Below are 24,510 nucleotides of genomic sequence, written 5' to 3'. Positions count from 1 at the left end.
TGGTATAACTGCAGGAAGGTGAGGCAGATGAGTGAAAAAAAACAACAAATCATAGGGGTAGCCGCTAAGCTGATTCATGCGAAAGGCTATGAGTCGACAAAGCTGAGTGACATTTTGGCAGCGTGCGGGATCGGCAAAGGCCAGTTTTATCATTATTTTACTTCGAAAAGGGAGCTTGGGCTGGCCATAGTCGATCATTATGCGCAGATGTGGCAGGACGAGCTGATTGAAGGCATTCTAAAATCCGGCCGATCCCCGGAGAGGAAAATGGAAGAAATGCTTCAGTGGGCGATTCAGTTTCATGAAACGCCGGAAAAGCTTCACGGTTGTCCGTTTGGAAATCTTGCGCTCGAGATGAGTGAACATGATGAAGATTTCCGTGTGAAAATCAACCGTATTTTCTCTGACTGGATTGAAGAGCTGACACAGGTGATTGAAGCTCTTCAAGGTGAAAAGCAGGCAAGGCAGAAAGCGCGGATGGTTGTCGCTCAGATTGAAGGGGCGATTCTTCTTATGAAGAACAATCAGGACTCTGAGGTTCTCCTTGATATTATTGATGGCATCCGGCTGGAATATATCAGCAGCTCATAGAGGCCGCGGGTCTCTTTTTTATACATGGAAAGGGGAAGCGAATCCCACCACGGTTCTTTCGCGGGCGAAAAAGGCATACACTTTTCCATGAACCAGGTGACAATGATTCTCAAATTCATTGACACACTATACGTAAGCCCATACACTAGATAGTAGGAAAGTGATAGTTTTCTAAAAATTCAACATCTATATATATATGAATGAACACGAAGACCTATCTGAACGTTGAATGAGGTCTTGAGATAAAGTAGACGGTGTAAAGGTTTAGTGAGAAAAAAAGGAGAGGTCAGGTCATGGATACCTTATTGGCAAACAATCTCACACTTGGATATGGGGACTCAGTCATTATTGACTCTCTTGATGTGAAAATACCGAAAGGGAAAGTGACGGTTCTGATCGGAGGGAACGGTTGTGGGAAATCGACACTTCTCCGTTCGATGGCACGGCTGCTGAAGCCGAAATCCGGTCAGGTGGTACTCGATCAGAAGGATATTTCCAAAATGAGGACGAAGGACGTGGCCAAGAAGATGGCCATTCTTCCACAAAGTCCAACGACCCCTGAAGGATTAACTGTGTACCAGCTTGTGAAGCAGGGGCGTTATCCTTATCAGGGATTTGCTAAGCGCTGGTCGGATGATGACGAAGAAGCGGTTACGCGTGCGCTCAACGACACGAATCTTATGGAATTGAAGGACCGCTCTGTGGATTCCTTATCCGGAGGACAGCGGCAGCGTGCCTGGATTGCCATGACACTAGCTCAGGATACGGATACGCTCCTTCTTGATGAACCGACAACCTATCTGGATATGACCCACCAGATTGAAATTCTGGATCTTCTTTTCGATTTGAACCAGGATAATGGTCGGACGATTGTGATGGTTCTGCACGATATTAATCTGGCATGCCGGTATGCGGATCATATTATTGCAGTTAAGGATAAGACCGTTTATACACAGGGGCGTCCCGAGGATGTCGTGACCTGTGATATGATGCAGCATGTATTTGAAATGGTCTGTGATGTGAGGGAAGATCCTCTTTTCGGCACCCCGATGTGTATTCCACACGGAAAGGGACGTTGTCTGATTAAACAGGCACAGGCGGAAGCGCAGGCCCAGCAGAAACAAACCGTATAGATTTTAAAGCAGCCGGGAACATCCGGCTGCTTTTTTTGTCGCTGTTTTTTCTTTGGAACAAGGGGATTGGTTCATTTGAATAGAAGTGTACAGAAGAGACAGTAAAACCTTAGATATATGGAAGATTCATGGATAGGGAACAGGGAGGAATTAGGTGAAACAGATAGAAGAAGCAGAAGGTATGGGAACTATGGAGGGCATCAGCGGTCAAATTCCCTATGATGATCTGCTTCCCATGTTGATGAACGGGATTTCTGATTTTATATTTTTAATGGACGTAGAAGGCCCTCGTCGTTTCAAATACCGGTATATGAACAAGTCAGCTGTAAAGGGTTCCCTGGCCGGTGGCGCAGTGTGGAAAGGAAAATACATAGAAGAAGTACTGGATGAGAATGCAGCACCATCACTTATTGACGCGTACGAAGAAGCCGTTCAGAAAAAGGGTCCGGTTACGTACGAAGATCAGATCATGGTGAACGGGAAGGTGTTCCGGAGTCATTCGGTTTTGACACCAACGCTGAACGAAGAGGGGGACGTGGCACATATTCTGGCGGTGACGCGAAACCTTACTGAGGTGATGGAAAAGGAAGAGGCGCTTGGAAGTATGAATGCGGTATACAAATCCTTGATGACAAATACGACGGATGCCGTTATCATCCTGGGTACTGATGGGAGCGTACTGGATGTGAACAAGGCTTTTACGGAGCTTTACGGTTTTTCGAAAGAAGATCTATCCGGATGCTCCTATCCGTTTGTGCCGGAAGAATTGAGTGATGAAGCATGTGAACTCGTCCAACAGGCATTGGCAGGACGTGGAACATCGGGCTGGACAACAACCCGGAAATCACGGGATGGTTCGCTGCTGGATGTGGCTGTCAGTGTTTTCCGCATCCAGAATGAAGAAGGGGAAACCATCGGGGTCAGTTCGATCATCCGGAATGTGACAGAGGAGAAGAATGAGGAGCGGAGACGGGAAAGCAGTCGATCACGCTACCGTTCCTTGTTTGAACACAATCCTCAGGCCATTTTAACACTGACCTTCCGCGGTACTATAACCAAAGCGAATCCGGCCAGCCTTGAAATGCTTGAAAAAGAAGGACATGAGGTGCTGCATACGTCCTTTATGGAATTGATTTCCAAAGAACAGGAAGGCGCTGTGCGAAAGGAAATTCATGGTTCATTCTTCGACACCGGCGGTCAGTTCCGGACAGTTGTGGATGTAGGAGGAGAGGAGAAAATCCTCCAGATCTCTTTAGTCCCGATTATCATTCAGAACAAGAAAGAAGGCATCTATGCCATCTTGGATGACATTACGGAAAAAGAAAAAGCTTATGAAGGAATGCGCCAGAGTCAGGAAAGTTTCCGCTTGATCGCTAATTACTCCAATGATTTGATTTCTGTCTTCTCTCCCAAAGGCGCTCTGATCTACGCCTCGCCTTCCCAACAGGAGTTTTTCGGGGAAGATCCTATGAGCTGGTCCAGAGAAAGCCTGATGCAGAAGGTTGAACGTGGAGATCTGAGCCGTCTGACGGACCGTTTTATCAAGAGCTGCCGAACAAAAGAAGGATTCACCATTACAGTGAAGTTGACAAGCTTCAACGGTGAACCTGTCTGGTTTGAGTGCCGCGCAACCCCTGTCATTGATGATGATCATGAAGTCAGTCACATCGTCGTAGTGGCCCGGGACATATCGGAACAGAAAAGTTATGAAGAGAAGCTGGAGAGGTTCGCCTATTATGATTATTTAACTGGTCTTCCCAACCGTCTTCTTTTTGAGGAGAACGTATGGAAAGCTGTTGAAAAGGGACAGCGGACAGGACAGGCGTTTGCGATTTTATATTTGGATGGCGACGGCTTCAAAGGCATCAACGATCAATATGGCCACGACATGGGTGATGAATTTTTACGGGAGGTTGGAAAACGGCTCCGTTCCTGTATTCGTGGTGGCGACTCTGTGGCAAGAATCGGCGGGGATGAGTTTTCCGTCCTGGTTGAAGAGCTGAAGGACCGCCGTTTGATCCGTGATGTATCGAATAGATTGTTAAATGAGCTTCGTGAACCTTACTATGTCAGAGGAATGGAAATCCGGACGTCTTTTTCCATCGGGGTGGCCTGTTTTCCGGAGGACGGAGAAACGCATGAAGGGTTGTTCCGAGCTGCTGATACAGCCTTATACGAAGGTAAAAAGAAAGGGAAAAACCAAGTGCTGTTTTTTGAAGATCTATAGGAAAAGGAGTCCGTAATGGACTCCTTTATTGTGGGATATTTGTCAGGTTATCAATGATATAAGTCGGTTCGATGCCGAGTTCCGGCCACTTTTGTTCCTTCCGGTTCACCCAGGCGGTATGGAACCCGTAGGAAGTGGCTCCAGTGATGTCCCATGGATTGCTGGAGAAGAATAGAATTTCTTCTTTTTTCAGTCCGAGTTTTTCCTGAGCATACGCGTAAGCTTCCGGATGCGGTTTGTACACCTGGACATCATCGGCACTCAGCAGCTGGAAGGTATCGGACAGCTGGTTATTTTCAAGGAGCGGTTCAAGCATGGATGTCGTTCCATTTGAAAAGATGGTGAACGTCTTGTCCGGATGCTTTTCGCTCATAGAAGCAACTTCTTCATAAGGGGAAAGGTGCTGATATTCCTCCATCAGCTCACTCACGACCTCTTCTTTCACTTCCACACCACTTGTGGACAGGGCATCAAGAAGCGCCCATCTTGTAATATCCGTAAAAGGACGGTAATCTTGAATCAGCTGACGGACAAGGAAATAATGAATCTGGTTACTGCGCCATTTCTGACTGATGGCTTCTCCTTTTTCCGGATAGAACTGATGAATTTTTTCCATCACGCTGTGCACGTCAAAGACTGTGCCGTAAGCGTCAAAAACGTAAGCTTTATACATAACTTCGACTCCTTTCCATGTTGTATGTTTCCCTCGCGGCTGAAAGGATAAACAATGGTCGAGGGAAGATAAGGGAGATGAACGGATGAACACGTTACACCATGGATACTGGACATTTTTCGCCACCCGGAAAAAGAAATATACCGGGTGGTTCGTGTTCGGCAGTATCCTTCCAGACATCGTTTATTATGTCATGTTTTTATATTTGAGCGTAAGTAGAAGGGCCTGGGAGGTAGCGGATGATGAGAACCCGATGCGCTCGCTGTTCCGTCTGGTCTACGATCTATTTGAACACCCGGTCGTCTTTATCCTGCGCCAGGCCGGTCATTCTGTCTTTGTCTGGGCAGTGGTTTTTATCGTGCTGCTCGTTTGGAAAGGGAGGAAATTGAACGCATGGACAGCCCTCGCCTATGGGTGGCTCGGGCATATCGTTCTGGACCTGCTCACCCATGTAGAGGATGCTGTGCCGATGTTTTACCCAGTGAGCAGCTACACGTTCCGTGGACCTGTTTCCTATTGGGACGATGACTACCACGCCGGGGCTTTTTCCCTTGTTAATACGACGCTCATCGTCCTCTCACTTCTCTATATGTTCGTGAAAAAAGTGAAGGACAAACGTTCGTTCACAAAAAGTTCATGAGAGTTGGGTGCGCTTTCCTTTATCGAATCCACTGTTTTCATGATATGATTTACATGTAATTCTTCTGTTACATGTCATGATCTAAATAGAGAAAGGGTAAGACGATGAAGAAATTTTCTATTCTTACAACGTTTGTCACGTTCCTCGCCCTTATCCTGGGAAATCTTGTCGTTGCGACAGACTCCGGGGATGCGTGTGGAACGTCATGGCCGTTTTGTAATGACCGGATCATTCCTGATTTCACGGATTATCACGTCATTATCGAATATTCCCACCGGTTGATGGTGCCGCTGCTTATTGTACTGACGGGCCTCAATGCGATAGGAGCCATTTATAAGTACCGAAAAAATAAATCTGTATTTGTTCTGGCTGTTCTCAGCCTGGCGCTGCTCGTTCTTCAGTCCATTATTGGCGGATTGAACGTGCTGCTTGGAACACCGCCTGGATTTACGACCTTTGATGTCACATTCAGCCAGCTTCTTTTAGTCGTCCTTGTGCTGCTGAGCTACAGTCTGCATGAGACGAAAATTGAGCTGGACAGGAGCCGCTGGTCCTCCATTGCGATGAGTTACCGGACGTTCCTGATCGGTTATGGGCTGTATGTCCTGCAGGTGATTTTAGGCGCCTTCTTCAAACACAGCCGTGCCAGCAATGTGATGATGGACATTCCGGCTGTGGAGTATTTGATTACGAGTGAATCCATGGCGAATGCTGTCTACTCGCTTCACTGGGTGGCGACGGTCGTCATTATTGTAGCCGCTGTTTATTTTGTCATTTACGCATCCAGGTTCAAATATCACATCTCGCTGTCGTGGTTGTATTTGATTTCAATCCTGATGAATGCGGCCGTTGGATTCATTATTGTAGTGACAGGGAATGTCGTACTGGCATCCTCCATCCATATGATCATTTCCACGATAACGATGACCATTGGCGCCTGTATCCTTGGCGGGTACTGGTTCAAACTTCAGAAAAAGTCCTTAACGGTAGAATAAAAGCACGAGCGGATGCGTCCGCTCGTGCTTTTTTGTGAGGATTTATTGAAACAGCTGCTGGATTTCTTCTTCGCTCAGCGATGTAAGCATCGATTCTCCAGGCTGGATGATCTGATCGACGAGGTCGCGTTTTTTCTGTTGAAGCTGATAAATCCGCTCCTCGATCGTTCCTTCGGATATCATCCGGATCACCTGGACGACTTTTTCCTGACCGATCCGGTGGGCCCGGCCGGCTGCCTGTTCTTCAATAGCCGGGTTCCACCAAAGGTCATAAAGGATGACCGTATCGGCGCCGGTCAGATTGAGTCCGGTCCCACCGGCTTTCAAGGAGATAAAGAAAGCGTCTTTTTCTCCGTTGTTGAAGGCTTCGACCATGTCCATCCGTTTTTCTGATTTTGTACTTCCATCTAAATAGAAGGCATCCAGGCCGTTGTCAGTCAGCTCTTTGTGCATCAGGGTCAGCATGCTGGAAAACTGCGAGAAAATCAGCATCCGGTGGCCGCCGGCTTTCATTTCCTCCGCCAGTTCTTTCAATTGTTCAAGCTTTCCGGACTGTCCTTCGTAATTTTCAAGAAACAGGGCGGGATGACAGCAGATCTGTCTGAGACGTGTAAGACCTGCAAGGATTTCCAGTTTTCCGCGCTGAATCCCTTTCGTTGCGATGGTTTCCTGGATATCGTTTTGGATTCGTTCTAAATAAGCCAGGTACACCTCTTTTTGTTCACGGGTCAGCTCGGAGTATTGAACCGAATCAATTTTGTCCGGAAGTTCATCAAGCACTTCGGTTTTCATCCGTCTCAGAATAAACGGGCGTGTCATTTGTGAGATTTTTGCCGGTTTCAGCTGCGTGAACTTCTTCTTACTTGTAAAGAATCCGGGCATAATGGCGCGGAACAGCGACCACAGTTCCTGCAGCGAGTTTTCGATCGGCGTTCCGCTCAAGGCAAACCGGTGTCTCGCACGCAAGGACCGGACGGAAGAGGCTGTTTTCGTTGATTCGTTTTTGATGGCCTGGGACTCATCAAGGACCATGACATGAAAGTCCTTATCTTCGTAGTGCTTAATATCCTGACGGAGCAGGGGATAAGAGGTGATCCACACATCTTTACCCTCCGCCTGTTCAAAGGCGGCCTGGCGTTCTGAAGGGTCACCGGTCATCACCTGCACCGTGAGGGACGGGGCGAATTTTTCGAGCTCCTTTTTCCAGTTGTAAACAAGGGAGGCTGGAGCGACGATAACAGCTGGAGCGGTTAAGGATCCCTCCTGCTTTTCATCGAGAATGTAAGAGATCGTCTGCAGCGTCTTGCCAAGCCCCATATCGTCAGCGAGGACGCCGCCTAGTCCGTAATGACTGAGCATCTTCATCCACCGGAAACCCGTCAGCTGATACGACCTGAGATCTGCCTGCAGATTCTCGGGTGGATCAATCTCAAAGGACTGGGGGGACCGGAGCCGGGTGACCAGTTCTTCATAACGGTTGCTGCGGTCGGAAAGGTTCGTGTCCAGCGTTTCATCCACCTGCAGGCTTCGTGCAGCGGCAACTTGAAAATGGTTGTCCTCCACATCTCCGGTGGTTAAGTTCAAGTCCTCCACAAGTCGTTGGAAACGCTCAAATGAATCAGAGGTCAAGGACATCAGCGCCCCATCGGATAATCGGTAGTACTTTTTCCGTTCAATGACCGCCTTTAAAGCTTCTGTTACATCGTCCGTACTGATGCCTTCGATGGCAAAGCTGATATCGAGCCAGCTGCCATCGGATTCAAGGTCAATGGACGCCTGCAGTTCATGCTGCTGATCATCAAACAGTGACCGGACCGCTCCGGATAAGAATACGTCACTGTATTTCTTTAAAGAAGGCAGGTATTGATAGAGGAACGTTTCCAATCGATCCTCGTCTTCTAAATACACCATCTCCCCGTCGAATTTAAATTCGGCGGATTCAATAATCTGCATGATGTTCTGTTCCGTCTCAAAGTCGCGTTGAACAATGGTCTGTCCGGGGCGTTCCTTATCATTAAAAGGGTCAATGACAAGGTCGCCGTAATGAAATTTCACATCGATCGTTAATGTCCACTGTTGGAAATCAAGATACACTTCAGCCCTGAGATCTTCCTGGTTGATTTTCTGCTGGGCGGACGTGTCCAGATTCACATCCGCAATCGTTGCCAGTTCCGGCAGGACGTACGAAACGATCCCTTCCATATCATTATGGCTGATCGTATGGCTGCCGTTGGAGTTGTAGGGAAGGATGGAATACAGCGTCCGGATCACTTCCTCCTTTTCCTGAGCGACGGGATAGAAGTTTCCTTCCTTATAAAGCAGGTGGTAATCAGATAAATAATCATAATCCTTTAAATGGTTCATATGCATGTGGAAATGTCCGCGCTCTTCCGATACATAAAACGTTAAATCAGGAAAAGACTCTTCGTAATGGAGTGGACCCGCCTGGCTGCCGCGTTCGATGACCTCCGTCTCCTGCTTTTCAAGCAGGGGCAGAAGCTGGTGGACGAGGGCGGGGGAGATTTTCAAGATTTTCTGTTCAGCGGTATTCCACTGCTGCTCAAAAAACTGCTCCTGCTCATACGCCCTTTGAAGCAGCTGGAATATGGCCTGATCCTCTTCCGAAAACGTATGTTCAGCAGGATCGTACGTAAACGATTTGGTCAGGCGGTAGGGCTGCTGCTTTCGGATGTACTCCAGCAGTTCACGGATATTTTTAATAACGTAGGGGTATTTCTCTCCAAGCTTTAATTCAATCCCGAGGCTGCGTGTGCCGAGAATGGATTGAATATGCAGGGAATATTGAATGCACAGCGGCTTTTTCGTGTCCATCCCTGTACGGCTTTCCTGTTTTTGACGGAAGGCTTCGAATAGACTGACCGCAAACATCCGGTCCTGGCTTGTCGTCCTGGGCGAACGGTTCCGGCCTTTGTCAGCCAGTTTCGGAGCAAGCTCCTCCAGGGCTCTTTCGCGGATGGCAATCAGTACCGCAGCAATGTGCTTGCACGTATAATAGGTGGAGTAGGCGGCACACTCACACGTGGCCTCCACATCATCATCCTCAAAAAAGAAGACGCGCACCTCATAATCATGAGTGCCCGCAACAACAGCGCGCCAGGAATGGATAGCGCTGTTATGGGAAAGTCCGTACACTTTGCCGGATTCAAAATATTGTTTTCCTCGTGAATAAAAGGCTTCACCGGTAATTTTCTTTATATCTTTCGGTTGTAATAAGTAGCTCTGCATACTTGGCATCCTTACTCTCAGTTTTAGTTTCATTATAACAGGTTTAAGCGGTCCAGGAGAACGCCCCGGCCTTTGGAATCCTGTCCGGGTGATTGATTTTAATGGTTGGTTATGCTAACTTTCAATGTATCATATAAAAAATACGAGGAAGGCGCTTATAAGTCTGAGCGCTTTTTTTATGGAGTGAATCAGATCATGTAGGACGTATATCCTTTCCACCCCATTCATATAGAAATTTTTAATACGACGGAGGATATCACGATGAATGATATACAAAATGAAATGAAAAAACGCCGCACGTTTGCTATTATCTCCCACCCGGACGCCGGTAAAACGACGATGACGGAGAAAATGCTTTTACTGGGTAACTTGATCCGTTCTGCGGGTACAGTCAAAGGGAAAAAAACCGGAAAATTCGCCACATCCGACTGGATGGAAATTGAGAAACAGCGTGGAATTTCCGTAACTTCCAGTGTGATGAACTTCCCTTATAAAGACTACCAGGTCAATATCCTCGACACACCTGGTCACGAAGACTTCAGTGAGGATACGTACCGGACGCTGACAGCCGTAGACAGTGTGGTCATGGTTATTGACGGAACAAAAGGAATCGAAGCGCAGACCTTGAAGCTGTTTAAAGTGTGTAAGATGCGTGGGATTCCGATCTTCACTTTCATTAACAAAATGGACCGGGAAGGCCGCGAGCCGTTTGAACTGATGGAAGAAATCGAAGAGACGCTGAATATCGAAACCTATCCCATGACATGGCCGGCCGGAATGGGCAAGCGTTTCCTTGGTGTGTTTGACCGCCAAAACGAGCAGTTTGTCCAGTACACAGGGAATGAGGAAGAAGAATATATTCCTTATGCTGAACTTGATCAGCATCCTGAGCTGACCGAAAACGCGACGTATAAGGAAGCGGAAGAAGAAATGATGCTTGTGGATGAAGCCGGGGAAGATTTCGATATGGATAAAGTCATGCGCGGTGAACAGACCCCTGTCTTCTTCGGGAGTGCCCTGGCCCCGTTCGGTGTGGAAACATTCTTCAACAGCTTCATTGATATGGCACCGGAGCCTGCGCCAAGGAAGTCGACAGAAGGCGTCGTTTCACCGGATCATGAAGAGTTCTCCGGATTCATCTTTAAAATCCAGGCCAATATGAACCCGCAGCACCGTGACCGTGTAGCTTTCGTGCGTATCTGCTCAGGCAAGTTCGAGCGTGGGATGAACGTGACACTCTCCCGGACAGGGAAAACCTTTAAACTTGCCCAGTCCCAGCAGTTTGTTGCTTCCTCAAGAGGAACGGTTGAAGAGGGATACGCCGGAGATATCATCGGCATTTATGATCCGAACGTCTACCGGATCGGTGACACGATCGTTACAGGGAAATCCAGGTTCCAGTATGATGAACTGCCGCAGTTCCCGCCTGAAATCTTTAAAAAGGTGACCGCAAAAAACGTCATGAAGTCCAAACAGTTCCGTAAAGGGCTCGAGCAGCTCGTGCAGGAAGGAGCGATCCAGCTGTTCAAACGCTATCGCTTTGAGGATTACATCATCGGAGCGGTCGGTGAACTTCAATACGAAGTGTTCGAATACCGCATGAAAAATGAGTACAATGTGGATATTGAATTGACACAGCTCGGGGAAAGGATCCCACGCTGGTTGAATGAGGATCAGGTGGATGAATCATTGTTCGATGAACGGAACATGCTTGCCGAAGACCGGGAAGGCAATCCGCTTGTCCTGTTCAAAAATGACTTCTCCCTCCGTTGGTTCAAAGATAAGAATCCGCATATTGAACTGACCGATTTATTTGAAGTGAACCAGTACAACCAGACATTCGAAAATTAATCAATGAGCACTCTGCGCTGAGCAGAGTGCTTTTTATATGACTGAACATGGGTATAATGAATGGTTAGAAAGATCTTTCGAGCATCCGGAACCGAATGTTTGTTCGATGGATGTTAGAATGATAAACTGATGTGGTAAACTAATGTGTAACTAGTAAGGAACGGAGGTTTTCGTCGTGGATGAGAAGTTTGAGTTAGTTTCGAAATTTTCCCCACAGGGAGATCAGCCGAAAGCCATTGAAAAAATGGTCGAGGGGATCCAGAACGGGAAAAAGCACCAGACACTTCTGGGCGCAACAGGTACCGGAAAAACGTTTACGATGTCCAATGTCATTGCACAGGTGAACAAACCGACCTTAATTATTGCCCATAACAAAACATTGGCTGGACAGCTGTACAGTGAATTCAAGGAATTCTTTCCCAACAATGCTGTCGAGTACTTTGTCAGCTATTATGATTACTATCAGCCGGAAGCGTATGTTCCCTCTTCCGATACCTTCATAGAAAAAGACGCCAGCATCAATGATGAGATTGATAAGCTTCGACACTCGGCTACCTCATCGTTGTTCGAGCGCAATGATGTCATCATCGTTGCCAGTGTCTCCTGCATTTACGGCCTCGGTTCTCCAGAAGAATACCGGAGCCAGGTGCTTTCCGTCCGTTCCGGTATGGAAAAGGACAGAGATCAGCTTCTCCGCGAGCTTGTAGATATTCAATATGCCCGTAACGACATCGATTTCCAACGTGGAACGTTTCGTGTCCGCGGAGATTCTGTAGAAATCATCCCCGCCTCCAGAGAAGAGCATGCCATTCGTGTGGAGTTTTTCGGAGATGAAATCGACCGGATTCGTGAGGTGGATGTGCTGACGGGTGAAGTGACAGGTGAACGAGAGCATGTCGCCATCTTCCCGGCTTCCCACTTCGTCACACGTGAAGCAAAATTGAAAAAAGCCATTGCCAACATTGAAGCAGAAATGGAAGCGCGTGTAAAAGAACTGCGTGACCAGGAAAAGCTGCTGGAAGCCCAGCGTCTTGAGCAGCGGACGAACTATGATCTGGAAATGATGAGAGAGATGGGATTCTGTTCCGGTATCGAGAACTACTCCCGTCACTTGACGTTCCGCGAAGAAGGCGCGACACCTTATACGCTGCTTGACTTCTTTCCCGACGATTTCTTAATTATGGTTGATGAGTCGCACGTGACCCTTCCCCAGGTAAGAGGGATGTACAACGGGGACCGTGCTCGTAAGCAGGTGCTTGTTGATCACGGGTTCCGACTTCCATCGGCTCTTGATAACCGGCCGCTCATGTTCCCTGAATTTGAGGAGCATATCAACCGGATCGCTTATGTATCGGCAACACCTGGACCTTATGAGATTGAACATACTCCTGAAATGATCGAACAGATCATCCGGCCGACAGGACTGCTTGATCCTGAAATTGAAGTACGCCCGATCCACGGTCAGATTGATGATCTTGTCGGGGAGATTAATAAGCGGAAAGATGAGGGCGAGCGCGTCCTTGTTACGACCCTGACGAAGAAAATGTCCGAGGATCTGACGGCGTACTTGAAAGACCTCGGGATTAAGGTGGCGTATCTTCACTCGGAGATTAAAACACTGGAGCGTATTGAAATCATCCGTGATCTGCGGGTCGGTAAATACGATGTCATTGTAGGAATCAACCTGCTGCGTGAAGGTCTGGACATTCCTGAAGTGTCACTCGTTACCATTTTGGACGCGGATAAGGAAGGCTTCCTGCGTTCCGACCGCTCTCTGATTCAGACGATCGGCCGTGCTGCACGTAACGAAAAAGGCAGAGTCATCATGTACGCGGATAAGATGACGAAATCCATGCAGTATGCTATCGATGAAACCTACCGCCGTCGTGAGAAACAGATGGCCTACAATGAAGAGCACGGCATTACACCACAGACCATTAAGAAAGAGGTCCGTGATGTGATTAAGGCAACCGCCGTCGCTGAAGAAGATATCAGCTATGAGACAGGCAAGAAGCCTTCAGAAATGACGAAGAAGGAACGTCAGGAAATGATCGACAATATGGAAACAGAAATGAAGCAGGCTGCGCGTGACCTCGACTTTGAACGGGCCGCTGAGCTGCGCGACATTCTGCTGGAATTAAAAGCGGAGGGATGATGGAGTATGCCCAGTAAACATATCAGCGTTCGGGGAGCCCGTGCCCACAATTTAAAAAATATAGATATTGATATCCCGAAAAATAAACTCGTCGTCATGACGGGTTTATCCGGGTCCGGAAAATCATCACTGGCTTTTGATACGATTTATGCGGAAGGACAGCGTCGTTATGTAGAGTCCTTAAGTGCTTATGCCCGTCAGTTTCTCGGACAGATGGACAAGCCGGATGTAGACTCGATTGAAGGTCTGTCGCCGGCCATTTCCATCGATCAGAAAACGACAAGCCGAAATCCGCGTTCCACGGTCGGAACGGTAACGGAGATCTACGACTATCTCCGTCTGTTATTTGCCAGGATCGGACGCCCGACATGTCCGAACCACGGCATTGAAATCAGTTCCCAGACCGTCCAGCAGATGGTGGATCGTTTGATGGAATATCCGGAGCGTACGAAAATGCAGATTCTTGCCCCGGTCGTTTCCGGTCGTAAGGGTGAGCATGTGAAAGTGTTTGAGCAGCTCCAGAAGGAAGGGTATATCCGCCTTCGTGTCGATGGGGAAATGCGGGAAATTTCCGAGGAAATAAAACTCGAAAAAAACAAAAAGCATTCCATTGAAGTGGTCATTGACCGGATTGTCATTAAAGACAGTGTCGAAGGACGTCTGTCAGATTCGTTGGAAACAGCGTTGAATCTTGGGAATGGGAACACGATTGTCGATGTCATCGGAGAAGAAGAACTTACATTCAGCGAGCATCATGCCTGCCCCATCTGTGGATTCTCCGTCAGTGAACTGGAGCCGAGGATGTTCTCCTTCAACAGTCCGTATGGTGCCTGCAGCCGCTGTGATGGACTCGGCACTCAGCTGGAAGTCGACATTGATCTTGTCATTCCGGACTGGGGACGTTCCTTGAATGAACATGCGATTGCTGCATGGGAACCTCAGAGCTCCCAGTATTACCCGCAGCTTCTGAAAAGCGTAGCGGACCATTACGGCATTGATATGGACAAACCGTTCTGTGACCTTCCAGAAGAGCATAAAGAACGTATTCTTTATGGTAGTGGCGATGAAAAAGTCTACTTCCGCTATGAAAATGACTTCGGCAAAGTACGTGAGAACGAAATTTTCTTCGAGGGTGTCATTCCGAACATTTCCCGCCGGTACAGAGAAACGAGTTCCGATTATATCCGTGAACAGATGGAGAAATACATGGCGCAGAAGCCGTGTCCGAAATGTAAAGGCAACCGCTTGAATGAAGAGGCTCTGTCTGTCTTGATCAACGGCAGCCATATTGGTACAACCACTGATTTTTCCGTAACAGAGGCCAAAGAATTTTTTGAGTCTGTTGAACTGACGGAAAAAGAAGAAACGATCGCCCGGATGATTTTGAAGGAAATCTGTGAGCGACTCAGCTTCCTTGCCAATGTCGGCCTGGACTATTTAACGCTGTCCCGTTCTGCGGGTACGCTGTCTGGCGGTGAAGCACAGCGGATCAGGCTGGCGACTCAGATCGGTTCCGCTCTCACCGGCGTTCTTTATGTTCTGGATGAGCCTTCCATCGGTCTGCATCAGCGGGATAATGATCGTCTGATCAATACGCTGAAGCGGATGCGCGACCTGGACAATACTCTGATTGTCGTGGAACACGATGAAGATACCATGCTTGCTGCGGACTACTTGATCGATATCGGACCAGGTGCAGGTGCCCACGGCGGAAATATCGTCACTCAGGGGACACCGAAACAGGTCATGAAAAACCGCAAGTCCCTGACAGGACAGTATTTATCCGGCCGGCAGTTTATTCCCCTGCCTTCTGAACGGCGGAAATCCGACGGACGCTCCTTGAAAGTGAAAGGAGCGGAAGAAAACAACCTGAAAAAAGTGAATGCCGATATTCCGCTCGGGGTCTTCACGGCTGTGACAGGAGTTTCCGGGTCGGGGAAAAGTACACTCATCAACGAAATCCTCTATAAGACGCTGTCTATGAAGCTTCATAACGGAAAGCAGAAACCGGGACAGCATAAAGCTGTCGAAGGCATAGAGCACCTGGACAAGGTGATTGATATCGACCAGTCACCAATTGGAAGAACACCAAGATCCAATCCAGCGACCTATACAGGCGTCTTTGATGATATCCGTGATGTGTTTGCACAGACGAATGAAGCGAAAATCCGCGGGTACAAAAAAGGCCGCTTCAGTTTCAACGTCAAGGGTGGACGATGTGAAGCCTGCCGCGGAGACGGAATCATTAAAATTGAAATGCACTTCCTTCCCGATGTCTATGTTCCCTGTGAAGTCTGTGACGGTAAACGGTACAACAGAGAAACGCTGGAAGTGAAGTATAAAAACAAGAGCATCGCCGATGTTCTGGCAATGACGATTGAAGAAGCGTTGGAGTTCTTCGCCAACATTCCGAAAATTAAGCGCAAACTGCAGACGGTTGCCGATGTCGGTCTGGAATATATTAAACTCGGCCAGCCGGCTACCACATTGTCCGGCGGGGAAGCCCAGCGTGTGAAACTGGCGAGTGAACTGCACCGCCGGTCCAACGGAAAATCCTTCTACATTTTGGATGAGCCGACGACCGGTCTTCATGTCGATGATATTTCCCGTCTCCTGAAAGTTCTCCAACGTCTCGTTGATAATGGGGATTCGGTGCTTGTCATTGAACACAACCTTGATGTCATCAAAGAAGCAGATCACATTATTGATCTAGGACCGGAAGGCGGCGGAAATGGTGGACGGATTATTGCAAGTGGCACGCCTGAACACGTCGCTGAGCAGGAGGATTCCTACACAGGGCGGTATTTGAAGCCCGTTTTGGAGAGAGACCGTGAGCGTATGGAAAAGCAGATGGACAGTCGCGAACAAGTGGCCGGCAAGTAGATGTTTTGACGCCCGCCGCCAAATTAAGTATCGTTAACCAAGAATGGTTGGACGGGAGGAATATGAGTGGAATCAATACAACCGAACAAAGTTCAGGATAAAATCAACCAGTTAGCCAATAAAACGGTATACGTGCATTTGGAAACAACCAATGGTGCGTATGCCAGTCACTTCGATGAGAATGCCTATAACGTGGGAGCTTTCATCCGTAATGCGGAAGTTTCTTATCAACACGGAAAAATCGTCAGCACAGGCGGCAGCTACCGTGTAGGTCTTAAACTTGATCTCGGATGGGTGTACGCCGAAGGGCTGAGCGATTATGAAATCGATGAAAAAGGCCGTCTTCTGATGGCGGGGCATGACCGTGAAGGCCGCTTGATGGTCGCTTTGGAAATCAGCGAGACCCCATTCTCACACGGAGCGGATCCTGATGAGTAAAGGGCATGTGGTCGTCATTTTCCCACATCCGGATGATGAGTCCTTTGGTGCTTCCGGCACCATCTCTAAATTCAGGGATGAAGGAGTTCCAGTCACATACCTTTGTGGAACACTGGGGGAAATGGGACGGAATATGGGAAGCCCGGTTTTCGCTAACAGAGAGACGTTGTCCACATTCCGCAGACAGGAATTGAAGGAAGCAGCCAGACAACTCGATATAAAAGTGGAGTTTCTCGGCTACCGGGATAAGACACTTGAATTTGAACCGCGTGATCAGGTAGCGTCTCATTTGAAGAAGAGACTGGAAGAGCTGGAGGCGACGGTTGTCATCACCCATTATCCGGGGTACGCGGTCCATCCGGATCATGATGCTCTCGGAGCCGCAGCGGTTGAGGCCGTCAAATCGATGGAAGAGGCCTCGCGCCCGGATGTATGGATGCACGCCATTTCCAACGGCCATGCGGATGTATTAGGGGAACCGGATATCGTTTATGATATCCGCCCTTATTGGGAAAAGAAGCTTGCAGCCATTCAGGCCCACCTTTCCCAGGCGGACGGAATGATGAGTTTGATCGAAAATCATGATCAGGCCGCTGAACAGCTGGAACGATTGAAAACAGAGCGGTTTTACCGCTGGCACTTTTAAGATAGCAGCCATGGATCAGACCTTACGTCCGATCCATGGTTTTTTGTTTTTGAATCTTTTTTTATGGGAACAACGTACATAGATAGGTAAAGGAGAGTGAATATATGCCGGTAAATGAAGAACGTATGAAAATATTGGAGATGATTGAAAAGGGTACGATCAATGCAGAAGAAGGAGCGAAGCTTTTAAGTGCTCTTGAACGTGAAGGAGAGGAACCGCCGGAGAAGAAAAAGTATGGCATTGTGAACTTTCTTGATGACGCGGTGGATAAAATCAAGAACGCCGACTTTGATCTTGCTTTTGGAGAATCGGTGGAGATTAAAGAGGATTCCCTGCTTGATGCCGGAGACTTGAAGGAAGTGGATCTAATGATTGCCAACGGTTCCCTCCATGTCTACTCCTGGGAGGAGGATCAGGTGAAGGCATCCTCCAGAATGAAAGTGTATCAGGCGGCCACAGAGGAAGAGGCGAAGGAACGTGTGTACGGAGATGTTCAATTCGACATCAAATATGGCCTGCTGCGTTTGGCCAGTCCTTCCAAGAAAATCAAAATGCATACAGATCTTTACTTACCGAAACGCTCCTATGAATTTATTAAAGCTCAGCTTCAGAACGGCTCCCTGCACGCGGAAGGCCTGGAAGGAGAGCATTTCCATTTGAAAACCTCCAACGGTCCTGTGAAAGGGGCCCGCCTGAAAGGGAGAAGCTGCAAAATTTATACAGCCAACGGATTGATCAAGCTTGAAGAAGGCGTGTTCGATCAGTTGGAAGCAGATACGATCAACGGGCCGGTGACCCTCGAAGGGACATTCGGTAAAATTGATGGGTCCTCTGTGAGCGGAGGGATCACCGTAGACCATAAAGGAAGCACAGCGCATACCGCCTTTTTGAAAACGACCGCAGGGGCCATTCAGGTCTCTCTTCCTGTTGAACGTAAAATCGACGGGATTCTGAAAACGAAATTCGGTTCCCTTCAGTGCAGCCTTGATAATTATAAAATCCTGAAAGACCGGAAAGACGTAATGAATAAGACGCTGGAATTCGAAGCGTATGAACAATTTGAAGATGTTTATCATATAGAAGCAGAGACGAAGACTGGTTCAGTGAAGATACAGCCCCCTGTCCAGCTTTAAAACAGTGGGAAAATGAGGTGAATGTTATGAAAAACTGGCTGCTGCATATTCTAGTGAATGCTGTTGCCATTATTGCTGTCGGAGCCCTGCTCGACAGTGTCCAGATTGACGGTGTCGGCGGTGCTTTGCTTGCCGCTTTTATCCTTTCGATCCTTAATGCGGTCGTCCGTCCATTTCTTGTCATTTTGACTCTTCCGATTACGATTGTCTCGCTCGGACTGTTCCTGTTTGTGATCAACGCCATCACACTGGCTCTGACCGACTTGTTCCTTGGAAGTACATTCGATATTGATGGATTTGGCATGACCATCCTTGCCGCGGTCATCATTTCTTTCTTGAACCTGGTACTAAACAGTCTTTTGAAAGATATGAAGACATCCTGATGCAGCCGTACGGAGAAATCCGTACGGTTTTTTTATGCGCAGGACGTATTTTATGTCTATACTGATAGGGACCCCTGGTTGATACAGACCTATCCAAGATTTCAGCAAAACATGCTACAATAGGGGACAGTGATTGATGAATGGAGGTTGTTGGAAAGATGAGCAAGGTCCGCACAGAAGATTTACTGGAACAGTTTCAGCTTGAATTAGTAACCGGAAAAGATGGAGTTCACCGTGAAATACATATGAGTGATATTTCCCGCCCCGGTGTAGAAATGACCGGGTATTTCAAGTTTTACCCGAAAGACAGACTGCAGCTTCTCGGGAAGACAGAGCTGTCCTATTTCAATGAACTGACAAAGGAACAGCGTCAGGAGCGGGCGCAAAAGCTCTGCACCGATGTTACCCCGGGGATCGTTATAACGAGGGGTATGGATATTCCGGAAGAGTTGTTTGAAGCCGCTGAAGAAGCTGGCGTCCCGCTGATGATCTCTCCATATAAGACAACGAGAGTCATCAGCCGGCTGACCAATTTCCTGGAGTCCAAGTTTGCCCCGTTTACAGCTATACACGGTGTCCTTGTAGATATTTACGGTATTGGTGTACTGATCACCGGTCAGAGTGGCGTGGGTAAAAGTGAAACAGCGCTTGAACTGGTGAAGCGTGGTCACCGCCTCGTTGCTGATGACAGCGTGGAAATCCGGCAGGAAGATTACGATACGCTGATCGGAAACAGTCCGCCTCTGATTGAACATCTTCTTGAAATCCGGGGTCTCGGTATTATAAATGTGATGACGCTGTTCGGCGCTGGTGCTGTCCGCAGCTTCAAACGCATCACCCTTGTCATCAACCTGGAAATTTGGGATAAGAACAAGCAGTATGACCGCCTGGGCCTCGAGGAAGAGACGATGAAAATTATGGACGTTCATGTGCCGAAAGCGACGATCCCTGTCCGTCCGGGACGTAACCTTGCTGTTATTATTGAAGTGGCAGCGATGAACTTCCGCCTGAAGCGGATGGGCGTTAATGCCGCAGAAGAGTTTTCCGAGCGGTTAACCAAAGTGATCGATCAGGATCAAACGGGAAAATAAGGAGGAAACAAGATGCAGACATGTGAAGCACAGCCTCTTGATCCCGTCTTTCTTCAGCTGGGTCCACTTTCTGTTTACTGGTATGGCTTGATCATTGCTACAGGAGCCTTTTTAGGATTATGGATTGCGACAAGAGAAACAGAAAGACTGGGATTGAAAAAGGACTATATGGTGGACATTGTGGTCTTCGCCATCCCTGCGGCCATTTTATGTGCCCGCCTTTATTATGTGATTTTTGAATGGGAGCGGTATGCCGGCGGCCCGTTGTGGAAGGTTTTTGCTGTCTGGGAAGGCGGAATCGCCATCCACGGAGCATTGATCGGTTCGGTGCTGACCGCCTATATTTATACAAAAGTAAAAGGCATCTCCTTCTGGATGATGGCAGATATCGCTGCCCCGAGTATTATTCTTGGTCAGGCGATCGGGCGCTGGGGGAACTTCATGAACCAGGAAGCCCACGGTGGACCTGTCTCACAGGCTTTTTACGAGAATTTCATGCAGTATCTGCCCGCGTTTATCAACCAGCAGATGTGCATTGACGGAACGGTGTATCACCCGACGTTTCTTTATGAATCCGTCTGGAATATCATCGGTTTCGCTCTTCTGCTCGTTCTCCGCCACCGATTCAACCCGCGTCGTGGGGAAGTTTTCTTAAGCTATGTCATATGGTATTCTGTCGGCCGTTTCTTCGTGGAAGGACTGCGTACGGACAGTCTCTACTTGTTCGGAGATATTCGTATGGCTCAATTTATTTCCATTGTCCTGGTGATCGGTAGTGCCGTACTCATGTATTACCGCAGAAAGAGCGGAATGGCAGATAAATATTATAACGGAAAGAAAGTAAAATAAGGGAGCCGATAGCATGAAAGGAACGTGGCTGCGTGGTGGGAAAAAGGGCCTGGATTTAACATGGACACTGGGGAAAGTCATTTTTCCCGTAACACTGATTGTGACGATTCTCCAGTATACGCCTGTCCTGCCATGGGTGATGGACAAACTGGAACCTCTGATGGGGTGGCTCGGTCTTCCAGGCCAGGCGGCTGTCCCTTTAGTGGTTGGGAATTTTTTGAACCTGTATGCCGGCATCGCTGCGATTCTCTCCTTTGATTTTACGGTGAAAGAAGTATTTATTTTAGCTGTCATGCTGTCGTTCTCCCATAACCTGCTGATTGAATCGACCGTTGCTAAAAAAGTGGGGGTCAGCTGGTGGATCGTTATTGGTGTCCGCCTTACCCTTGCCTTCTTTTCCGCATTTGTCATCCATTTGTTCTGGGACGGGGGAGGGGAACAGGCGAAGTACGGCCTTGCCCCCTCTAATCCTGTGGAACCGGAGGGATGGACGGAAATCATCATCCAGGGGGTGCAGACGGCCGGCATGGGGATTATCCAGCTTGCCTTCATTGTCATCCCATTGATGGTCGTTATGCAGTTTATGAGAGAAAAAGGATGGCTCGACAAATTTTCGGAATGGGTCGCTCCCTGCACCAGGTTTTTAGGTATGGAGCGGAATACATCCATGACGCTGGCCGCCGGCTTGACGATCGGTCTTGCCTACGGCGCCGGTTTGATGATTCAGGCCGTGGAAGAGGACGGTGTATCGAAAAAGGATATGTATCTGGCCGTCATTTTCCTTGTCGCCTGTCATGCTGTTGTCGAAGATACGCTCGTATTCATTCCACTCGGCATCCCTGTCTGGCCGCTTCTCATCATCCGGTTAACGACAGCTGTGCTGTTAACAGCGGCCGTAGGGTTTGTTTGGAACAAATTACAACATAATAGAAAGGATACATCACATGAGCATACGTACCATTCTCTTTGATTTAGACGGCACACTGATTGATACGAATGAACTGATTATCGCATCCTTCACTCACACCATCGCCCAATATGGGGACAGAGACTATACGCGTGAAGAGATCTTGGATTTTATCGGCCCCCCTCTTGTGGAAAGCCTGGCTGAGATCAACCCGGACAAAGTGGAGGAGATGGTGGAAACCTACCGCGAACATAATGTGGAAAACCATGACCGTTATGTGACTGCCTATGAAGGGGTTGTCGAAACGATGCATACCTTGAAGAAGCAGGGATTCCGTCTTGGTGTTGTGACGACAAAGATGAAGAACACCGTTCATATGGGGCTGGAACTCACGAATCTGGACGGCTTGTTTGAAACGGTTGTCACTCTTGATGATGTGACCAATGCCAAACCTCACCCGGAGCCGATCGTGCGGGCGCTTCAAGAACTGGATACGCCGGCATCAGAAGCTCTCATGGTCGGTGATAATACCCACGATATTGAAGCAGGAAAAAATGCCGGAACGAAAACAGCCGGCGTTGTGTGGACTGTCAAGGGCAGAAATGTACTGGACGAATTAAGTCCGGATTACATGCTGGATAACATGCGTGACCTGCTGCAGATTACCGGGAGATAATCGATGAGAAAGACAGACCGCTATCCCGTCGAGGGTGCGAATTCCCTGTGGCATATTTATAAAACCGTGCCGTTTTTTAAAGTCGCAAAAAATTTCATCGTTATTCAGATGGCACGTTACACCCCTTTTCTCGGAATGAAAAATTGGCTGTACCGCACGTTTTTGAACATGAAGGTGGGGGACCAGACAGCCTTTGCCTTGATGGTCATGGTTGATATTATGTTTCCCGAAAAGATCAAAGTTGGGTATAATACGGTAATTGGGTACAATACAACCATCCTAGCTCATGAATATTTGATCGATGAATACCGGCTGGGTGAGGTGATCATCGGAGATGAAGTTCTGATCGGAGCCAATACGACAATCCTCCCGGGAATCACGATTGGGGACAGGGCGGTCGTATCGGCCGGCACGTTGGTGAATAAAGATGTTCCACCCGGCAGTTTTGTCGGGGGAAACCCGATGAAGGTCATTTATACGAAAGAGCAGATGGCTCAGCGGGAGGCGGAAGAATGAGTTTTACACAGACGGTTTTACCGGCAGTAAAGAAAATCAAGGATTTTGAAACCCTGCTGGAATCGGATACGGAGTATATCATCCTGCTTGAAAGCCGTCTCGGACTGCTTCGAAAGCTCGTCCGTCTCGGGCAGAAGGCGGGGAAAAAAGTCCTCGTCCACGTGGATTTGATCCAAGGCTTGAAAGCGGATGATTACGGTATGGAATACCTCGGTCAGGAAGTGAAACCCGACGGAGTGATTTCAACAAGAGGACATGTCATTCATCAGGCGAAAAAATATAATATCCTATCTGTGCAGCGGTTGTTTCTGATTGACAGTCAGGCCATTGAGCATAATGTGAAGCTCATTCAAAGAACGGAGCCTGATTACGTCGAAGTTTTGCCTGGTGTCCTGCCGGGAATGATAAAAGAGATTAAAGAGCGGATCGGGGTACCTGTCATCGCTGGAGGACTCGTCCGTACGGAAGAAGACGTAGAGCAGGCACTGGCCTCCGGGGCTTCTGCCGTTTCTACTTCTCGTACCGACTTATGGAAGTTTTCCAAATAGATGATCCAGACGCCCTTTGTAAAAAAAGGAGCCTGAAAACGCACAGAGATTAGAAGAGACGCTAATAGTTGTGCGTTTTTGGCAGGGATCCGCTGAAGATCGGAAAGGAGCGGGCACATGACGGAATTTATGGGTGAACTGATCGGTACGATGATCTTAATCATTTTTGGAGGCGGTGTCATAGCCGGAGCGAACTTGAAAGCTACAAAAGCGGAAGGGAACTGGGTGCTTATTACAATTGCCTGGGGCCTTGCTGTTGCCATGGGCGTGTATGCGGTTGGAAGCGTTACAGGCGCTCATATCAATCCGGCAGTAACACTTGGGTTTGCTGTTGTCGGAGATTTCCCGTGGGCGAAAGTCCCACTATATATCACCGCGCAGATGATGGGGGCTTTTATCGGAGCAGCCATCGTGTTTTTCCATTACCTGCCTCATTTCAAAGATACGGAGGATCAGCTGGCTATCAAATCCATCTTTTGTACGGATCCGGCCATACGCAGTCCTATTTCCAATCTTGTAAGTGAAATGATCGGTACTTTTGTACTCGTGATGGGGTTATTATTTATTGGGGCCAATGATTTCACAGACGGCTTGAATCCGTTGATCGTCGGCTTGTTGATTGTGGTCATCGGGATGTCCCTTGGTTCTACAACCGGTTATGCGATCAACCCTGCGAGGGACCTTGGGCCGAGAGTGGCGCATGCGGTTCTTCCTATCCCCGGTAAGGGAGGATCTGATTGGGGGTACTCCTGGATTCCTGTGGCCGGCCCGGCTATCGGCGGAATGTATGGCGGATTATTTTATCAAGCCATTTTCCAGGCGGAGTATACCATATGGTTTTGGATAGGATCCGCGGTTGTTACCGCTGTCCTTCTCAGTTCCATGAACATAGAATTAAAAAAAGTGAAACAAGCATAAAGGGAGAGATT

Annotated in this window: 21 protein-coding genes; 19 read left to right on the top strand and 2 right to left on the bottom strand. The window is 48.2% G+C overall.

Features of this window, described 5'->3' with window-relative positions; all coding sequences use genetic code 11:
- Positions 1-27: 27 nt before the first annotated feature.
- The 3 genes from ACXAGL_RS02915 (at position 28) to ACXAGL_RS02905 (ending at position 3,951) form a co-directional block, all read left to right on the top strand.
- On the top strand, positions 28-591 hold the full coding sequence (locus ACXAGL_RS02915) for a TetR/AcrR family transcriptional regulator (protein WP_474989700.1): 564 nt from the start codon (positions 28-30) through the stop codon (positions 589-591).
- Between the two features lie 293 nt (positions 592-884).
- On the top strand, positions 885-1,724 hold the full coding sequence (locus ACXAGL_RS02910; protein ID WP_027956280.1) for an ABC transporter ATP-binding protein: 840 nt from the start codon (positions 885-887) through the stop codon (positions 1,722-1,724).
- A gap of 154 nt (positions 1,725-1,878) precedes the next feature.
- Positions 1,879-3,951 carry a PAS domain S-box protein gene (locus ACXAGL_RS02905; RefSeq protein ID WP_474989698.1) on the top strand — a complete coding sequence of 691 codons (2,073 nt, stop codon included), beginning with the start codon at positions 1,879-1,881 and terminating at the stop codon, positions 3,949-3,951.
- Between the two features lie 25 nt (positions 3,952-3,976).
- Here the strand turns inward: ACXAGL_RS02905 and ACXAGL_RS02900 are convergent, their stop codons facing one another.
- A complete protein-coding gene (locus ACXAGL_RS02900; RefSeq protein ID WP_027956282.1) occupies positions 3,977-4,624 on the bottom strand; it encodes a haloacid dehalogenase type II in 648 nt (215 codons plus the stop codon).
- Between the two features lie 85 nt (positions 4,625-4,709).
- Between ACXAGL_RS02900 and ACXAGL_RS02895 the strand changes: the two genes are divergently transcribed.
- Together ACXAGL_RS02895 and ACXAGL_RS02890 are read left to right on the top strand one after the other, a co-directional pair.
- Entirely contained in the window at positions 4,710-5,264 is a 555-nt protein-coding gene (locus ACXAGL_RS02895; RefSeq protein ID WP_474989696.1) for a metal-dependent hydrolase, read from the top strand.
- A gap of 104 nt (positions 5,265-5,368) precedes the next feature.
- Positions 5,369-6,259: a COX15/CtaA family protein gene (locus ACXAGL_RS02890; RefSeq protein ID WP_027956284.1), complete on the top strand. Its 891-nt coding sequence runs from the start codon at positions 5,369-5,371 to the stop codon at positions 6,257-6,259.
- A 42-nt stretch (positions 6,260-6,301) separates the two neighbouring features.
- Here the strand turns inward: ACXAGL_RS02890 and ACXAGL_RS02885 are convergent, their stop codons facing one another.
- Positions 6,302-9,505 (bottom strand): DEAD/DEAH box helicase, encoded by a 3,204-nt coding sequence (locus ACXAGL_RS02885; RefSeq protein ID WP_474989694.1) that lies wholly within the window; start codon positions 9,503-9,505, stop codon positions 6,302-6,304.
- Positions 9,506-9,766: 261 nt separating this feature from the next.
- Between ACXAGL_RS02885 and ACXAGL_RS02880 the strand changes: the two genes are divergently transcribed.
- From ACXAGL_RS02880 to ACXAGL_RS02815, 14 genes are all read left to right on the top strand, one after another.
- Positions 9,767-11,356: a peptide chain release factor 3 gene (locus tag ACXAGL_RS02880; RefSeq protein WP_474989692.1), complete on the top strand. Its 1,590-nt coding sequence runs from the start codon at positions 9,767-9,769 to the stop codon at positions 11,354-11,356.
- Between the two features lie 175 nt (positions 11,357-11,531).
- A complete protein-coding gene (gene uvrB / locus ACXAGL_RS02875) occupies positions 11,532-13,511 on the top strand; it encodes an excinuclease ABC subunit UvrB (protein ID WP_474969402.1) in 1,980 nt (659 codons plus the stop codon).
- A gap of 6 nt (positions 13,512-13,517) precedes the next feature.
- Positions 13,518-16,394, top strand: a complete 2,877-nt coding sequence (gene uvrA / locus ACXAGL_RS02870) for an excinuclease ABC subunit UvrA (protein ID WP_474989690.1) — start codon at positions 13,518-13,520, stop codon at positions 16,392-16,394.
- A 66-nt stretch (positions 16,395-16,460) separates the two neighbouring features.
- Complete coding sequence (locus ACXAGL_RS02865; protein ID WP_027956289.1) at positions 16,461-16,832, top strand: YojF family protein; 372 nt, start codon at positions 16,461-16,463, stop codon at positions 16,830-16,832.
- Positions 16,825-17,478, top strand: coding sequence for a bacillithiol biosynthesis deacetylase BshB2 (gene bshB2, locus ACXAGL_RS02860; RefSeq protein WP_474969400.1), 654 nt, complete (start codon positions 16,825-16,827; stop codon positions 17,476-17,478). The genes ACXAGL_RS02865 and bshB2 overlap by 8 nt, the downstream gene beginning before the upstream one ends.
- A 104-nt stretch (positions 17,479-17,582) precedes the next feature.
- A complete protein-coding gene (locus tag ACXAGL_RS02855; RefSeq protein ID WP_474969399.1) occupies positions 17,583-18,611 on the top strand; it encodes a DUF4097 family beta strand repeat-containing protein in 1,029 nt (342 codons plus the stop codon).
- A gap of 26 nt (positions 18,612-18,637) precedes the next feature.
- Positions 18,638-18,994, top strand: a complete 357-nt coding sequence (locus tag ACXAGL_RS02850) for a phage holin family protein (protein ID WP_474969398.1) — start codon at positions 18,638-18,640, stop codon at positions 18,992-18,994.
- A gap of 158 nt (positions 18,995-19,152) precedes the next feature.
- Positions 19,153-20,085 (top strand): HPr(Ser) kinase/phosphatase, encoded by a 933-nt coding sequence (gene hprK / locus ACXAGL_RS02845; RefSeq protein WP_474969397.1) that lies wholly within the window; start codon positions 19,153-19,155, stop codon positions 20,083-20,085.
- A 12-nt stretch (positions 20,086-20,097) separates the two neighbouring features.
- Positions 20,098-20,934, top strand: coding sequence for a prolipoprotein diacylglyceryl transferase (lgt, locus tag ACXAGL_RS02840; RefSeq protein ID WP_474969396.1), 837 nt, complete (start codon positions 20,098-20,100; stop codon positions 20,932-20,934).
- A 13-nt stretch (positions 20,935-20,947) separates the two neighbouring features.
- Positions 20,948-21,904, top strand: a complete 957-nt coding sequence (locus tag ACXAGL_RS02835; RefSeq protein ID WP_474989688.1) for a nucleoside recognition domain-containing protein — start codon at positions 20,948-20,950, stop codon at positions 21,902-21,904.
- Positions 21,879-22,517, top strand: a complete 639-nt coding sequence (gene ppaX / locus ACXAGL_RS02830; RefSeq protein ID WP_474969394.1) for a pyrophosphatase PpaX — start codon at positions 21,879-21,881, stop codon at positions 22,515-22,517. The genes ACXAGL_RS02835 and ppaX overlap by 26 nt, the downstream gene beginning before the upstream one ends.
- Positions 22,518-22,520: 3 nt before the next feature.
- Positions 22,521-23,033, top strand: a complete 513-nt coding sequence (locus ACXAGL_RS02825) for an acyltransferase (protein ID WP_474989686.1) — start codon at positions 22,521-22,523, stop codon at positions 23,031-23,033.
- The gene (locus ACXAGL_RS02820) at positions 23,030-23,581 is read left to right on the top strand and encodes a glycerol-3-phosphate responsive antiterminator (RefSeq protein WP_474969392.1); all 552 of its coding nucleotides are present in this window, start codon (positions 23,030-23,032) and stop codon (positions 23,579-23,581) included. The genes ACXAGL_RS02825 and ACXAGL_RS02820 overlap by 4 nt, the downstream gene beginning before the upstream one ends.
- 117 nt (positions 23,582-23,698) lie before the next feature.
- Entirely contained in the window at positions 23,699-24,499 is an 801-nt protein-coding gene (locus ACXAGL_RS02815; RefSeq protein ID WP_474989684.1) for an MIP/aquaporin family protein, read from the top strand.
- Positions 24,500-24,510 lie beyond the last annotated feature (11 nt).

The organism is Halobacillus sp. ABA4_118 (assembly GCF_056160205.1).
Note: the sequence above shows the minus strand (reverse complement) of the source record. Positions and strands in the feature narration are given on the sequence as shown.